A 13982-nucleotide genomic window follows, 5' to 3' on the forward strand; every position below is an offset into this window, starting at 1 on the left:
TAACTGCCCTACGATGAGCCGCGCATGTGGGTAGATGGATGCCGGGCCACGGGGAGGGACGGTTCATGAGCACCGAGAGCGCGGTTCCGATGACCGAGTCCCTGCTGCGCCCCCGCCGTGATGGCCGGTTCCTCGGCGCGCGCCCGGAGCAGGTCGTCGCCACCCAGGTCGCCGCGGCGACGGTGTTGGCCGGTCTGGTGGCCGGCGGGCTGGCCATGGTGCCGGCGGTGATCGTCGCGACCGGGCTGCTGGCGCTGACCTGGCTGCGGTTGCGCGGCCGGTGGGCCTTCCAGTGGCTCGGGGTGTTGGCCCGCTATTCCGGTCGTCGCCGCTCCGCCTCGATCGGCAGCAGCACGGCCCTGCTGTCCTTCGCCGCACCCCGAGTCCGCCTGACCAGCCTCGATCTGCCAGGCACCACGGCCGCGGTCCTCGCCGACGACTCCGGGCTCACAGTTCTGATCGAGCTGGGTGACCCGGCCGACGAGGCGTCCGCCATCCCGTCCTTCGCCGCCCTGCTCCACGCCACCGGCCGCGACCAGGCCGTCGGCGACCAGCCTCGGGTGCGTGCCCAACTGGTGCTGAGCGCGGTCTCGGCCCCGACCGCCCGGGGTGGCACCGGGCCGGCGCAGAGCTCCTACCGGACTCTGGCCGAGGGCAGCTCGCTCAGCTATCTGCGGGCGGTGCTGGCGCTGCGGGTGTCGCGGGCCGGCGGCTGGTCCGACGACGAGCTGCACCGCAGTCTGGCCGGCATGACCCGTCGCCTGACCCGCCGGCTCGGGCCGTCGCTGGCCCGCCCGCTGGGTGAGGTGGCCGCGCTGCGCGCCATCGCGGACCTGGCCAACGCCGAGACCGGCGGCTCGGACAGTGCCCGGGAGACCTGGTCGTCGCTGCGCCTGGGTGGTCTGGCCCAGGCGACGTTCCGGTGCCGGCCGGCCGCCGGGTCCGACCTCACCGGCAATCTGATCACCCGGATCCTGCATCTGCCGGCGGCCGCGACCACGGTGTCGATGACCGCGACCGGCCTCTTCGTCCGGGTCGCCGCCCCCGATGCCACCGCGCTGGACACGGCGGTCCGCGCGTTGCGCACCCTACTCGCCACCGACCGAGTGCGGCTGCGGCGCCTGGAGGGCGCTCAACTGCCGGGCCTGGCCGCCACCCTGCCGCTCGGCGGCGAGGCGGTGGACGGCAAGCAGATCGGTGCTCCGGAGCTGCCGATCAGCCCGGCCGGCCTGATGATCGGCCGCAACCAGGGTGGTGGCGCGGTGTTGATCCGGCTGTTCCGGCCGGAGCCGACCCGGGCGCTTCTGGTCGGCGGTCTACCCGGCGCGCAGTTGCTGGCGTTCCGTTCGATGGCGACCGGGGCCCGGGTCGTGGTCCGGACGACCCGGCCGCACGCCTGGGAGCCGTTCGCGCGGGGTGCGGCGGTGCCCGGGGAGGCGATCACGATCCTGCCGCCGGGGCGCCCGTTCGAGGCACCGGCCGGTTCGGTTCGGCACCCGACGCTCACCGTCCTCGACACCGGCTCGGCCCCGGGCGGCCCGGAGCCGGCCCGGGACGCGGGCTGGCAGACCACCCTGGTGGTCCGGGACGAGTTCGGCGCTCCGGACGTCCCGCACGCCACCGAGGCCGATCTGGTGGTGCTCCAGCGACTGACTCCGGCCGAGGCGACACTGCTCGGCGGCACGCTGGGGCTGGGCGAGACCGCGTCGTACTTCCCCCGGATGCGCACCGACATGGTCGCGGTGATCAACCGGCGGGCGGTCCGGTGGGCGGTGTTCTCCCAGACACCGATCGAGCAGAGCCTGATCGGCGAGCCGACCCGCGGCCAGGCCCTGACCCCGGCGTGAGGCGCCATAGATCAAGCAAGGCACCCAGACCAAGCGAGGCGCCACAAATCAAGCAAGGCGCACAAATTAAGCAAGGCGCATAGACCAAGCAAGGCGCATAGACCAAGCAAGGCGCTAGAGATCAAGCAAGGCGCGCCACAGAGCATGTGCGGCGCCACGAACAAAGAGGCTGCGCCGGCATAGATCCGGCAAAGATCGCGGAGTGTCGTTTCCACAGGTGGACGGGCCATGGCACGATTCCCGGCCATGGGCATCCTCATCCGGCTGGTGATCACCGCCGTATCGCTGTGGATCGCGACTCTGGTGATCGACGGCATCGAGCTGACCGCCGACTCCGCCGCCAACAAAGCGGGCACACTGCTCGCCGTCGCAGTGATCTTCGGCCTGGTCAACGCGGTTCTCCGACCGATCATCAAAACCATCGGCTGCGGCCTCTACGTCCTCACGCTGGGCCTGGTGGCGGTCCTGGTCAACGGTCTGCTCCTGCTGCTCACCAGCTGGATCGCGGACAAGCTGGACCTGGCCTTCCACGTGGACGGCGTCCTCCCCGCGGTCCTCGGCGCGCTGCTGGTCGGCGTCGTGAGCTGGCTGCTGAACATGCTGGTGCCGGACGGAGACTGATTCACAAGTGCAGGCCAGGAGGCCCGAATTGGCCTCGTGACCTGCTTCATATTTGCAAGGACCGAAACATGCCCCCGCCCTTACGGTGGGGGCATGAGCGACGAGCGGCGCGGATACGTGTACGGCCTCACGGCGTACGCGATGTGGGGTTTCTTCCCCATCTATTTCAAATTCCTGCGCCCCTCGCCGCCACTGGAGATCCTGGCCCACCGGGTGGTGTGGTCGGTCGTCTTCGTGGCCCTGCTGCTCACCGTGATGCGTAACTGGCGGTTCCTGGGACGGCTGGTGCGCACTCCACGGCTGCTCGGCGGGGTCACCCTGGCGGCCGTGCTGATCGGCGTCAACTGGGGCACCTACATCTACGGGGTCAACTCGTCCCGGGTGGTGGAGACCGCGCTCGGCTACTTCATCACACCGCTGCTGGTCGTCCTGCTCGGTGTCACGGTGATGGGTGAGCGGCTGCGTCCGCTGCAGTGGGCCGCGGTGGGCATCGGCGGGCTGGCGGTGGCGATCCTGACCATCGACTACGGGCGTCTGCCGTACATCGCGCTGACCCTGGCCGCCTCGTTCGGCTGCTACGGGCTGATCAAGAAGCGGATGTCACTGCCGCCGGCCGAGGGCCTGTTCGTCGAGTCGGCGGTGCTGATGCTGCCGGCGCTGGCGTTCCTGACCTGGCTCAATCTGTCCGGCGAGGCGAAGTTCGGGCATGTCTCGGCGACGCACACCGTACTGATGCTGATCGCCGGTGTGCTGACCGCGATCCCGCTGCTGCTGTTCGCCGCCGCCACGAACCGGGTGCCCCTGGTCGGCCTCGGCATCCTTCAGTACGTGGCGCCGATCCTCCAGCTCGCGGTCGGGGTGCTGATCTACCACGAGCCGATGCCACCGGCCCGGCTCGCCGGGTTCGGCCTGGTCTGGCTGGCGCTGATCGTCTTCACCGCGGACGGCATCCGCAGCGTCCGCAACGCGGCCCGGATCCGAGCCGCGCAGGCCATGACCGCCTAGCTCTGCGGCTCGTAGACGAGCATCACCTTGTCGTCGGAGCGAACCAGTTCGAGCCGGGACAGGCTGCCCTGGGTGAAGTGGGTGGCCGCCGGCATCTGGAACTTCTTGCCCGGCTGGGCCAGCCACGACCCGAGCTGTTCGGTCTGCTCGTCGGGTCCGTAGGCGATCAGCCGGAACGTGTACGGCTTGGCCACATCGCTGTACGAACATTCCATCTCGACCCGGCTGCCGGCCCCGGTGCTGGTGATCCGTACGGTGGCCGCGATCTGAGACGCCGGGTCGACCTTCGTCATCGCGATCGGCGGCCCGGCTGGTGGGCTGGTCGGGTCACCCGCGTTCAGTCCCCAGTACGCCAGCCCGCCCCCGATGACGAGGAAGAGCACGAGCGCCGCGATCGAACTGACGATCCGGATCGGCCGGGCCCGAACTTTCTTCAACGACGGCGCATGCGCGGGCCGGGACAGATTGGACAGACTGGGATCGAGCAGCTTGGCGAACTCGTCCGCGTCGAGCCGGTCGAGCATGTCCGGCACGAGCGCCAGATCGGCGACCGCCTCCCGGCAGAACGAGCATGTTGCCAGGTGACGCTCATATGCGGCCCGTTCTATCGGCGACAGCGCGCCAAGGACGTAGGCGGCGTCGTCGTGCCCGTCCTCGCATCGCATTCCTACCGCCTCCAACCGGGTCACTTCTCCCGGTCTCTGGTACGCGGCATCGGGCTCTAAGGTTCAACGATTCCTTAAACCCCCACCTCAAGCCGTGGCGGCTCAAATTCGGAGAGCGACCACCCGTTCAGGCAGTTGCGGACTCGCCTCCGGACAGGGCTTCCGCGACGTTCCGCGCGGCCACGGTGAGCTTCGCCCGGACCACACGTGCCGAGGTCAGCATCTCCGCCGCGGGCATCGAGCAGGCCAGAACGAGGCGGCGCTCCATGTCTCGGTCGGCGACGACGACCACCGCGGCGGACGCGAGACCCTGCCGGAACTGACCCATCTCGATCTGCATGCCGCGTCGTTCACCGGCGGCCAGATCGGCCTCCAGCGCCTCAGGTGTGGTGAGGGTGGCCGGGGTGAACGCCCGCATCCCGTAATCACGCAGATAGCGCGAACGCTGGTCGGGGGTGAGCGTGGCGAGCAGCGCCTTGCCGAGCGCGGTGGCGTGGCCACCCTCGTCGAAGCCGGGCGCCACATCGTCCATGAACGGGGAGCGGGCGCCCTCGGCGGAGGCGGTGACCGCTATCCGCCCGCCGACGAACCGGCCGAGGTAGTGGCTGTATCCACTGTCGACCGCGGCCCGGCGCAGCGCCTCACCGACCGCGGGTGGCCCACGGAAGGCGGAGACCAGCTCACGGTATCGATCGGCGATCTCGAGCCCGACGATGTACGTGCCGTCCTCGCGCCGGATCACGTAGCCCTCGTAGGCCAGCGTCCGGACGAGGTGGTACGTCGTGGCGACGGTCAGCTCGCATCGACGGGCGATCTGTTTCACGGTGAGTCCGCGCGGAGCCCGGCCCACGGACTCCAGCACGCGCAGGGCACGCGAAACGCTCCGGATGAGATCTGACGGCTCCGCTAGGGGGTCACGCACAGCTACCTCCGAGGCCAGGGACTTACACCATATGAACAATCGGCCTCGGACGGAATGCCAAACAGGAGTGGATCACGGTCGATTTACACAGCGCGTGCGACCGACGGAACTGTCCGCAGTGGAGAAACTCCGAAATGCCCGCTTTGACCCACGCAAACGTGGGCGAGAGGGTTGAGAGAGCTCAGTTCGTGCGGTCGGCGATGAAGTCGCAGAGCGCTTCCATCGCCCGTTTCGCCTCACCGGCCGGCAGCGGAGCCAGTCGGGCCCGCGCCTCCTCGGCGTAGGACCGCACGGTCTCCCGCGCCCGTTTCATCGCCGAGGACTCGCGCAGCAGCGTCAGCGCCTCGGCGTGCAGCTCGTCGTCGGTGATCGGACCGGCCGACAGCAGCTCGCGCAACCGGACCGCGGAGGCGTCGGTGTCGTCGCCGGCCAGCGCGTAGAACACCGGCAGCGTCGGGACACCCTCGCGCAGGTCGGTGCCCGGGGTCTTGCCGGACTGGACCGACTCGCTGGCGATGTCGAGCAGGTCGTCGGAGAGCTGGAAGGCGATGCCGATGGTCTCGCCATAACCGGCGAGCGCCTCCACGAACTCCGGGCGCGCGCCGGAGAACAGCCCGCCGAAACGGGCCGCCGTGGCGATCAGGGACGCCGTCTTCTCGGTGATGACGTGCAGGTGGTGCTCGATCGGGTCGGTGCCGCGCGGGCCCACCGTCTCGGCGATCTGCCCGTGCACCAGTCGCGCGAACGTCTGCGCCTGCAGGTGCACCGCCTCGGTGCCGAGGGTGGCGGCCAGATCGGCGGCCTGGGCGAAGAGGTAGTCACCGACCAGGATGGCCACCGAGTTGCCCCAACGCGCATTCGCACTCGGCGCCCCACGGCGCACCAGCGCCTCATCCATGACGTCGTCGTGGTAGAGCGTGGCCAGATGGGTCAGCTCCACCACATTCGCCGCATCGACGATCTGTGGCGACTCCGGGTCACCGAACTGCGCCCCGAGCGCGACGAGCAGCGGCCGGAACCGCTTGCCGCCGGCGTCGGCAAGATGACGCGCGGCCTCGGCCACCAGTGGATCGGCGCTGGCCACATGGCCCCTCAGCGCAACCTCCACAGCGGCCAGCGTCGCAGACACCGACTCGTCCATCGCGGGATCGACGTCGAGGCCCAGCGATGACAGCGCGAGATCGCGCGGGGTCAGATCACCGGTGCTCACCACGCATTCACCTTGCCATACGGCCCTACCGCTTTCTGTCCCAGGGTGGCATGGGACAAGATCAAAAATCCGACACCAGCGGTACGGCCTCTCAGCTGCCGTTTCGGACCCGGGAGCGGATCGCCCGATAGTCCGCCCACGGGATCACCGGACGGGCCAGCCCACGACGTTCGAGGTACCGCTTGGTGGCCGCCTTGGTCTCCCGCAGGATGCGGAACTGGTCGAGTGGGCTCCCCTTATGGCGGGCGCCGGGTTCGACGAGACGGTCCGGTTTGAGCAGCCAGCCGTCCCCGTCGGCGAACAACTCGCCCCGCACGCTCGCGTTGTAGAGGTTCCACAGCTTGTCGTCGTGGCGATGCACCAGCAACCCGGCCGGGCCCTCGGCGACCGGCACGTCGTCCGGTACGTCGATCCGGTACCCCCCGGACGCCACCCTCGCCGTGGTCCGCAGCAGAACCGGGGCGCCGGACTTGTCGACGGCGGTCAGCACCACCGAGTCGAAGCCCGCGAGCACCTCGGTGCCGAGCATCGACGTCACCTTGGACCGGGACGGAACGGGCAACGGCCGCTGGACCACCTCGGTCGGAGTGATCGTGATCAACAATCGCATGTAGTAGAAATCGGTCATCGCCGTCATCGGCCAGTCCAGGTAGGACTGCGAGTGGGGCTGCCGGGCCAGCAGCAGTTCCCAGAACTCCGCCAGATCGCCCTCAGGCCGCACGTGGACCTCGTCCGGGCAGATCGCGTCACCCCGTACCAGAATCTGCTCGGGCTGCTTCAGACCGCTCGCGGTGGGGTCGGAGAAGAGCAGTGCCACCCGCCCGTCCCGTCGGACGTTGAAGGCCTTCTGCGGGTATCCGAGCGAGGTGGTGAGCAGGATCGTGCCGTCCGGGCGGACCAGCCCGGAGGTCGGCCAGGCGACCGGCGCCCCGCTCTTGGTCAGCGTCGCGAACTCACATGTCCGGTAGGCCTGGAGGGTTTTGTGAAGCGCTGTCGGATCAGACACGCGGCGAGGTTAGACGGTCGTGATCGACAACCGATGAACGACCTGGAGACGACGGAGGCCCCGGCATCGCCGGGGCCTCCACGCACTGATCAGAATCAGCGAACGAACTCCGATGCCTCTCGGGTCAGGTCGAGCAGCGCGTCCGGAGCCACGCCCAGCGCCACCGTGACGAGCACACCGAGACCCAACACCGCCGAGGTGAGGAAACCCGGGATGGAGACGGCCGGAGTGGTCTCACCCGGCTCGGAGAGCCACATCAGTACGACCACCCGCAGGTACGGGAAGGCCAGCAGCATGCTGGTGATCACACCGAAGATCACCAGCCACGTCTGACCGCCGTCGACCGCCGCCCCGAAGACCGCGAACTTGCTGGTGAAGCCGCTGGTCAGCGGAATACCGGCGAAGGCGAGCAGGATGAACGTGAAGATCCCGGCGAGCAGCGGACTCTTCCGGCCGACGCCGGCCCACCGGGACAGGTGGGTGGCCTCGCCGTCGGCGTCGCGCACCAGGCTGATCACCGCGAACGCGGCGAGCACCGAGAAGCCGTACGCCACCAGGTAGAACATCGTGCTGCTGAGGCCCTCGTCGTTGAGCGCGAGGACACCCACCATGAGGTATCCGGCGTTCGCGATCGACGAGTAGGCCAGCAGGCGCTTGAGGTCGGTCTGAGTGACCGCCAGGATCGCGCCGATGAACATGGTCAGCACCGCGATGCCACCGAGGATCGGCTGGAAGTCCCAGCGCACCCCCTCGAACGCCACGTACAGCACCCGCAGCAGGGCGCCGAACGCGGCGACCTTGGTACAGGCCGCCATGAACGCGGTGACCGGCGTGGGCGCGCCCTGGTAGACGTCCGGCGTCCAGACGTGGAACGGCGCGAGCGCGGCCTTGAAGAGCAGGCCGATCGAGACCATCGCCAGGCCGACGTAGAGCAGCACCTGGCTGCGCTGCGGGTTGGCGACCGCCTCGTGCACCACACCGAGCTGGATCCCGCCCGCGAAGCCGTAGATGAAGGCCACCCCGAACAGGAAGAACGCCGAGGCGTACGAGCCGAGCAGGAAGTACTTGAGCGCGGCCTCTTGGCTGAGCAGCCGCCGGCGACGGGCCAGCGCGCACAGCAGGTAGAGCGGCAGCGAGAAGACCTCCAGCGCCACGAACATGGTGAGCAGGTCGTTCGCCGCCACGAAGAGCAGCATGCCGCCGAGCGCGAAGACACTCAGCGGGTACACCTCGGTGGCACCGGGCTGGCCGCTCGCCTGCTGGGCGTCCTTCTGCGAGCCGACGGTGACCGCGGCCTGCGAGACGAACACGCCACCACGCTCGATCGAACGCTCGCCGATCAGCAGCAGCGACACCCCGCCGAGCACCAGGATCGAGCCCTGCAGGAACAGGGTCGGCCCGTCCACGGCGACCGCGCCGCCGATGGTGATCGTCCGGGTGCCGCGCTCCATCACCACAGCGACCAGCGACAACACGACGGCGAACAGCGCCAGTGACAGCTGGACCGCGTTGCGGGCCCGGCGCGGCACGATCACCTCGACGAGCACACCAAGGCATGCCGCGCCGAAGAGGATCAGCATCGGGAGCAGTGCCCCGTAGTCGATCGGGGGCAGTTTCAACGGTTCCATCTCAGCCGCCCACCTTTCCGCCGGCTTCCACGGTGGGTGCCGGGTCGTTCACGCCGACGTCCTGCATGGTCGCCTGTACCGCGGGGTTGATCACATCGGTGACCGGCTTCGGGTAGAAGCCGAGCACCAGGAGCAGCGCGATCAGCGGCGCGACGACCACCTTCTCGCGCAGGGTGATGTCCTTCGACATCGCCGGCACCTCGGTGAGAGCCGGGTTCAGGGTGCCCTGGGTGGTCCGCTGGATCATCCACAGCACGTACGCCGCGGCCAGCACGATGCCCAGAGTGGCCACCACGGCGTACCCCTTGTTGGTGCTGAACGTGCCGATCAGCACCAGGAACTCACTGACGAAGGGTGCGGTGCCGGGCAGCGCCAGCGAGGCGAGACCGGCGAAGAACAGCACTCCGGCCAGCACCGGCATCAGCTTGCCGGCCCCGCCGAAGTCACTGACCAACGACGACCCGCGGCGGGCGACGAACATGCCGACCACGATGAACAGCAGGCCGGTGGCCAGGCCGTGGTTGACCATGTAGAGCACCGCACCGGTACCGGCCTGGGTGGTGAAGGCGAAGATGCCGATGCCGATGAAACCGAAGTGCGCGATCGAGGTGTACGACACCAGGCGCTTCAGGTCGTTCTGGCCGACCGCGAGCAGCGCCGCGTAGATGATGCCGATCACCGCGAGAACCATGGCGGCCGGGGCGAACCAGCGCGACGCCTCGGGGAAGAGCGAGAGGCAGTAGCGCAGGATGCCGAACGTGCCGACCTTGTCCATCACGCCGACCAGCAGCGCCGCCGCGCCGGCCGGAGCGGCTCCACCGGAGTCCGGCAGCCAGGTGTGGAACGGGAAGAACGGCGCCTTGATCGCGAACGCCACGAAGAAGCCGAGGAACAGCCACCGCGCGGTGTTCTGGTCGATCGACGCGGTCGCCTCGGCCAGTTTCGTGAAGTCGAAGGTCTTCCCGCCGAGCACCCACAGACCGATCACCGAGGCCAGCATGAAGAGGCCGCCGACCAGGCTGTAGAGGAAGAACTTGACCGCCGCGTACTGCTTCTGGCCACTGCCGAACGACCCGATGATGAAGTACATCGGGATCAGCATGATCTCGAAGAACACGTAGAACAGGAAGATGTCCGCCGCGGCGAACACCCCGATCATCGTGAACTCGAAGGACAGCAGCAGCGCGAAGTAGGCCGGAGCCGACCTGGTGCTCTGGTCGACGTCATGCCAGGACGCCAGGATCACGACCGGGAACAGAACCGCGATCAGCATCAGCATGACGAGCGCGATGCCGTCGGCGGCGAAGGTGAAGTTCGCACCCCAGGACGGGATCCAGGTGTACGACTCCCGGAACTGGAAGCGGTCGCCGCCGACGTTGTAGGCCACCCACATGAAGATGCTCAGCACCAGGACGAGCACCGACCAGCCGAGCGCGACCATCTTGGCCAGTTCGGCCTTCGTCCTGGGGATGAAGGCCACCACCAGCGCCCCGACCAGGGGCAGCAGGGTGAGGACGGAAAGGAACGGGAAGTCTTTCACGCCAACCACCCCAGCTGGATCGCGAGGAAGGCGCCCACGACGAGCATGGCGCCGGTGAGCATCGACAGCGCGTACGAGCGGACGAAGCCGGTCTGCATCCGGCGCAGCCGGCCGGAACCGCCGCCGATGGCCGCCGCGATGCCGTTGACCAGGCCGTCGATCCCCCGGTTGTCGAGGTAGACGAGCGCCCGGGTCAGGTAGATGCCGGGCCGTTCGAAGACCGCCTCGTTGAACGCGTCGGTGTAGAGGTTGCGCCGGGCCGCGGTGACCAGCACGCCGGCCGGCTGCGGTTCGAGCGCGGTGCCGTTACGGAACAGCGCCCAGGCCAGGCCCGCCCCGATCACCGTGACCAGCAGCGACAGGATGGTGATCACGGTGTGCGAGAGCACGCCGTGGGCCTCTTCGCCGTGCTCACCCAGAACCGGCGTCAACCAGTCCGGCACGCTGGTGGCGAGGAGGAAGCCGGCACCGACCGAACCGATCGCCAGCAGGATCAGCGGGATGGTCATGATCGCCGGGGACTCGTGCGGGTGCTGGTTGTCCTCGGTCCAGCGGGCCGGCCCGTGGAACGTCAGCACGAAGAGCCGGGTCATGTAGAAGGCGGTCAGACCGGCGCCCAGCATCGCGGCGCCGCCGAAGACCCACGGCCGCCAGCCCTCGCCCACGAACGCGGCCGCGATGATCGGCTCCTTGGAGAAGAAGCCGGAGAGCGGCCAGATGCCGATGATCGCGAGCCAGCCGGTCCCGAAGGTCAGCCAGGTGATCTTCATGTGCTTGGACAGGCCACCGAACCGCCGGATGTCGACCTGGTCGTGCATACCGTGCATGACCGAGCCGGCCCCGAGGAACATGTTGGCCTTGAAGAAGCCGTGCGCCAGCAGGTGCACGATGGCCAGGGCGTACGCCCCGCCGCCGAGCCCGACGCCGAGGAACATGTAGCCGATCTGGGAGACCGTCGACCAGGCCAGGATCCGCTTGATGTCGTCCTTGGCCGCGCCGATGAGACAGCCCATCAGCAGGGTGATCGCACCGATGCTGACCACGATCAGCTGGAGCGTCTCGTTGGCCGAGAAGATCGGGTTGGACCGGGCGATCAGGTAGACACCGGCGGTGACCATGGTCGCCGCGTGGATGAGGGCGGAGACCGGGGTCGGGCCCTCCATCGCGTCCGGGAGCCAGGCCTGCAGCGGGAACTGGCCGGACTTACCGCAGGCGCCGAGCAGCAGCAGGATGCCCATCAGCAGGATGGTCCCGGCGGCCAGCGAGTCGACGCGGTTGAAGACTCCGTCGTACTGGGTGGTGCCGAGCTCGGTGAACATCAGGAAGATGCCGATCGCCAGGCCGGCGTCGCCGACCCGGTTCATCAGGAACGCCTTCTTGCCGGCGGTCGCCGCTGACGGCTTGGTGTACCAGAACGAGATCAGCAGGTACGACGCCAGACCGACGCCCTCCCAGCCGAAGTACAGCATCACGTAGTTGTTGCCCAGGACCAGCAGAAGCATCGCCGAGACGAACAGGTTGAAGTAGGCGAAGAACTTCCGGCGGCCGGGGTCGTGCTCCATGTACCCGACCGCGTACAGGTGGATCAGCGAGCCGACACCGGTGATCAGCAGGACGAAGACACCGGCCAGCGGGTCGAAGAGCAGACCGAAGTCGACCTTCAGATCGCCGACCACGATGAAGTCCCAGAGACTCAGCTCAGCGGAACGCTTCGCCGGGTCCAGACCGGAGAGATTGAAAAAGAAGATCAGCCCGAGTACGAACGACGCCGCGACCGAGGCCACGCCGAGCCAGTGCCCCCAGCGGTCGGACCGCTTGCCGAGCAGCAGCAGGATCGTCGCACTGGCCAGCGGGATGGCCACGAGCAACCAGATGTTGCTCAGCACTCCCGTCGCCGGGGCGAATGTGTGTTCCACGAAATGCCCCTTCAGTACTTCAGGAGGTTCGCGTCGTCGACGCTCGCCGAGCGTCGCGTACGGAAGATCGACATGATGATGGCGAGGCCCACGACGACCTCGGCCGCCGCGACGACCATCACGAAGAACGAGATGATCTGGCCGTCCAGGCCGCCGTTGATCCGGCTGAAGGTGATCAGCGCGAGGTTGGCGGCGTTGAGCATCAACTCGATGCACATGAACAGCACGATCGCATTGCGCCGGACCAGCACCCCGGCAGCGCCGATGGTGAACAGGATGGCCGACAACACCAGGTAATAATCAGGAGTCACTTCGCAACCCTCATTTTTCGGTACCCTTCGGCGCGGCCTCGGACTGGCTCAGCTCACGAACCGGCAGGATCGGCGAGATGCTCCGCTCGGCCCCGTTGCCGTCCGGCAGGCGGGCCGGCGCGGCCACCGACATGGTGTTGGCGTAGATGCCGGGTCCGGGCTTCGGACCGGGGTAGTTGCCCGGGCGGAAGCGCTCCTTCATCCGGGTCACCTGGTCACGCACGTCCTCCTTGGCCTTCTCGACGTGCGCCAGGATCATGGCGCCGACGGCGGCCGTGATCAGGAGCGCCGAGGTGACCTCGAAGGCGAAGACGTACTTGGTGAACAGGAGGGAGGCCAGGCCCTCGACGTTGCCGTTCGCGTTGGCCTTGTCCAGGCCGACCGTGAAGGTCGAGCCGAGCGCCCGGGCCAGCCCGGCGCCGATCAGCGCCGCGAACCCGACGCCGAGCACGATCGCCGCGATCCGCTGGCCGCGCAACGTCTCGATCAGCGAGTCCGACGCGTCCCGGCCGACCAGCATCAGCACGAACAGGAACAGCATCATGATCGCGCCGGTGTAGACGATGATCTGCACGAAGCCGAGGAACGGCGCCGAGTTGATCACGTAGAAGAACCCGAGGTTCAGCATCGTGACGACCAGCCACAGCGCGGAGTGCACCGCGTTGCGGGCCAGCACCATCCCGAGCGCCCCGATCACGGCGAGGGAGCCGAGGATCCAGAAGGCGACCTGCTCGCCGGTGGAGACCGCGTTCATTCCTGGTCCCCCTGCACAAGCGGAGCCTTCTCGGCACCGACCGACGTGCCCGGGTTGGTGAGCGCCCCGACGTAGTAGTCCTTGTCGGTGTCGCCCAGGCGCATCGGGTGCGGCGGCTGCTCCATGCCGGGCAGCAGCGGAGCCAGGAGCTCCTTCTTCGTGAAGATCAGGTCCTGGCGGTTGTCGCGGGCCAGCTCGTACTCGTTGCTCATGGTCAGCGACCGGGTCGGGCAGGCCTCGATGCACAGACCGCAGAAGATGCACCGCGCGTAGTTGATCTGGTAGATCTTCGCGTACCGCTCGCCCGGCGAGAACCGCTGCTCGTCGGTGTTGTCGCCGCCCTCGACGTAGATCGCGTCGGCCGGGCAGGCCCAGGCGCACAGCTCGCAGCCGATGCACTTCTCCAGGCCGTCCGGGTGCCGGTTGAGGATGTGCCGCCCGTGGTAGCGCGGCGCCGGCTTCGGCGGGGAGAACGGGTAGTCAGTCGTGATCACCTTGCGGAACATGTGCGCGAAGGTCACGCCGAAACCCTTGAAGGAGCCGGTGAACGTACCCAC

At 68.3% G+C, this 13982-nt stretch carries 13 protein-coding genes; 3 read left to right on the forward strand and 10 right to left on the reverse strand.

The features are described from left to right. The first annotated feature begins 65 nt into the window (after positions 1-65). The 3 genes from Q0Z83_RS42320 to rarD all read left to right on the forward strand — a co-directional run bounded on the left by Q0Z83_RS42320 (position 66) and on the right by rarD (position 3473). A complete protein-coding gene (locus Q0Z83_RS42320) occupies positions 66-1847 on the forward strand; it encodes a type VII secretion protein EccE (RefSeq protein ID WP_317789061.1) in 1782 nt (593 codons plus the stop codon). Positions 1848-2075: 228 nt separating this feature from the next. Then, complete coding sequence (locus tag Q0Z83_RS42325; RefSeq protein ID WP_317789062.1) at positions 2076-2468, forward strand: phage holin family protein; 393 nt, start codon at positions 2076-2078, stop codon at positions 2466-2468. 93 nt (positions 2469-2561) lie between these two features. Continuing rightward, the gene (gene rarD / locus Q0Z83_RS42330) at positions 2562-3473 is read left to right on the forward strand and encodes an EamA family transporter RarD (RefSeq protein ID WP_317789063.1); all 912 of its coding nucleotides are present in this window, start codon (positions 2562-2564) and stop codon (positions 3471-3473) included. On the opposite strand, the gene Q0Z83_RS42335 is transcribed toward rarD, so the two are convergent. From Q0Z83_RS42335 to nuoI, 10 genes are all read right to left on the reverse strand, one after another. Further along, positions 3470-4138: an anti-sigma factor family protein gene (locus Q0Z83_RS42335; RefSeq protein ID WP_317789064.1), complete on the reverse strand. Its 669-nt coding sequence runs from the start codon at positions 4136-4138 to the stop codon at positions 3470-3472. The two genes, rarD and Q0Z83_RS42335, sit on opposite strands and share 4 nt — an antisense overlap. A 127-nt stretch (positions 4139-4265) precedes the next feature. Continuing rightward, positions 4266-5060: an IclR family transcriptional regulator gene (locus Q0Z83_RS42340; RefSeq protein ID WP_220147032.1), complete on the reverse strand. Its 795-nt coding sequence runs from the start codon at positions 5058-5060 to the stop codon at positions 4266-4268. Between the two features lie 181 nt (positions 5061-5241). Next, a complete protein-coding gene (locus Q0Z83_RS42345) occupies positions 5242-6201 on the reverse strand; it encodes a polyprenyl synthetase family protein (protein ID WP_317797275.1) in 960 nt (319 codons plus the stop codon). Positions 6202-6361: 160 nt separating this feature from the next. Further along, the gene (locus Q0Z83_RS42350) at positions 6362-7276 is read right to left on the reverse strand and encodes a pyridoxamine 5'-phosphate oxidase family protein (RefSeq protein ID WP_317789065.1); all 915 of its coding nucleotides are present in this window, start codon (positions 7274-7276) and stop codon (positions 6362-6364) included. A 95-nt stretch (positions 7277-7371) separates the two neighbouring features. Continuing rightward, positions 7372-8904, reverse strand: coding sequence for an NADH-quinone oxidoreductase subunit NuoN (gene nuoN, locus Q0Z83_RS42355; RefSeq protein WP_317789066.1), 1533 nt, complete (start codon positions 8902-8904; stop codon positions 7372-7374). A 1-nt stretch (position 8905) separates the two neighbouring features. Then, a complete protein-coding gene (locus Q0Z83_RS42360) occupies positions 8906-10444 on the reverse strand; it encodes an NADH-quinone oxidoreductase subunit M (RefSeq protein ID WP_317789067.1) in 1539 nt (512 codons plus the stop codon). After that, on the reverse strand, positions 10441-12360 hold the full coding sequence (gene nuoL / locus Q0Z83_RS42365) for an NADH-quinone oxidoreductase subunit L (protein WP_317789068.1): 1920 nt from the start codon (positions 12358-12360) through the stop codon (positions 10441-10443). The genes Q0Z83_RS42360 and nuoL overlap by 4 nt, the downstream gene beginning before the upstream one ends. Positions 12361-12371: 11 nt before the next feature. Then, positions 12372-12671: an NADH-quinone oxidoreductase subunit NuoK gene (gene nuoK / locus Q0Z83_RS42370; RefSeq protein ID WP_093620071.1), complete on the reverse strand. Its 300-nt coding sequence runs from the start codon at positions 12669-12671 to the stop codon at positions 12372-12374. A 10-nt stretch (positions 12672-12681) separates the two neighbouring features. Continuing rightward, positions 12682-13425, reverse strand: a complete 744-nt coding sequence (locus tag Q0Z83_RS42375) for an NADH-quinone oxidoreductase subunit J (RefSeq protein WP_317789070.1) — start codon at positions 13423-13425, stop codon at positions 12682-12684. Further along, positions 13422-13982: an NADH-quinone oxidoreductase subunit NuoI gene (gene nuoI / locus Q0Z83_RS42380; protein WP_317789072.1), complete on the reverse strand. Its 561-nt coding sequence runs from the start codon at positions 13980-13982 to the stop codon at positions 13422-13424. Before nuoI ends, Q0Z83_RS42375 begins: the two co-directional genes overlap by 4 nt.

The organism is Actinoplanes sichuanensis, assembly GCF_033097365.1.
GTDB lineage: Bacteria > Actinomycetota > Actinomycetes > Mycobacteriales > Micromonosporaceae > Actinoplanes > Actinoplanes sichuanensis.

Bases quoted from the DNA above. Each gene is read 5' to 3' on its own strand.
- rarD (WP_317789063.1), top strand. From the start codon at position 2,562: ATGAGCGACGAGCGGCGCGGATACGTGTACGGCCTCACGGCGTACGCG.
- Q0Z83_RS42345 (WP_317797275.1), bottom strand. From the start codon at position 6,201: ATGGACGAGTCGGTGTCTGCGACGCTGGCCGCTGTGGAGGTTGCGCTG.
- Q0Z83_RS42320 (WP_317789061.1), top strand. From the start codon at position 66: ATGAGCACCGAGAGCGCGGTTCCGATGACCGAGTCCCTGCTGCGCCCC.
- Q0Z83_RS42325 (WP_317789062.1), top strand. From the start codon at position 2,076: ATGGCACGATTCCCGGCCATGGGCATCCTCATCCGGCTGGTGATCACC.
- nuoN (WP_317789066.1), bottom strand. From the start codon at position 8,904: ATGGAACCGTTGAAACTGCCCCCGATCGACTACGGGGCACTGCTCCCG.
- Q0Z83_RS42375 (WP_317789070.1), bottom strand. From the start codon at position 13,425: ATGAACGCGGTCTCCACCGGCGAGCAGGTCGCCTTCTGGATCCTCGGC.
- Q0Z83_RS42335 (WP_317789064.1), bottom strand. From the start codon at position 4,138: ATGCGATGCGAGGACGGGCACGACGACGCCGCCTACGTCCTTGGCGCG.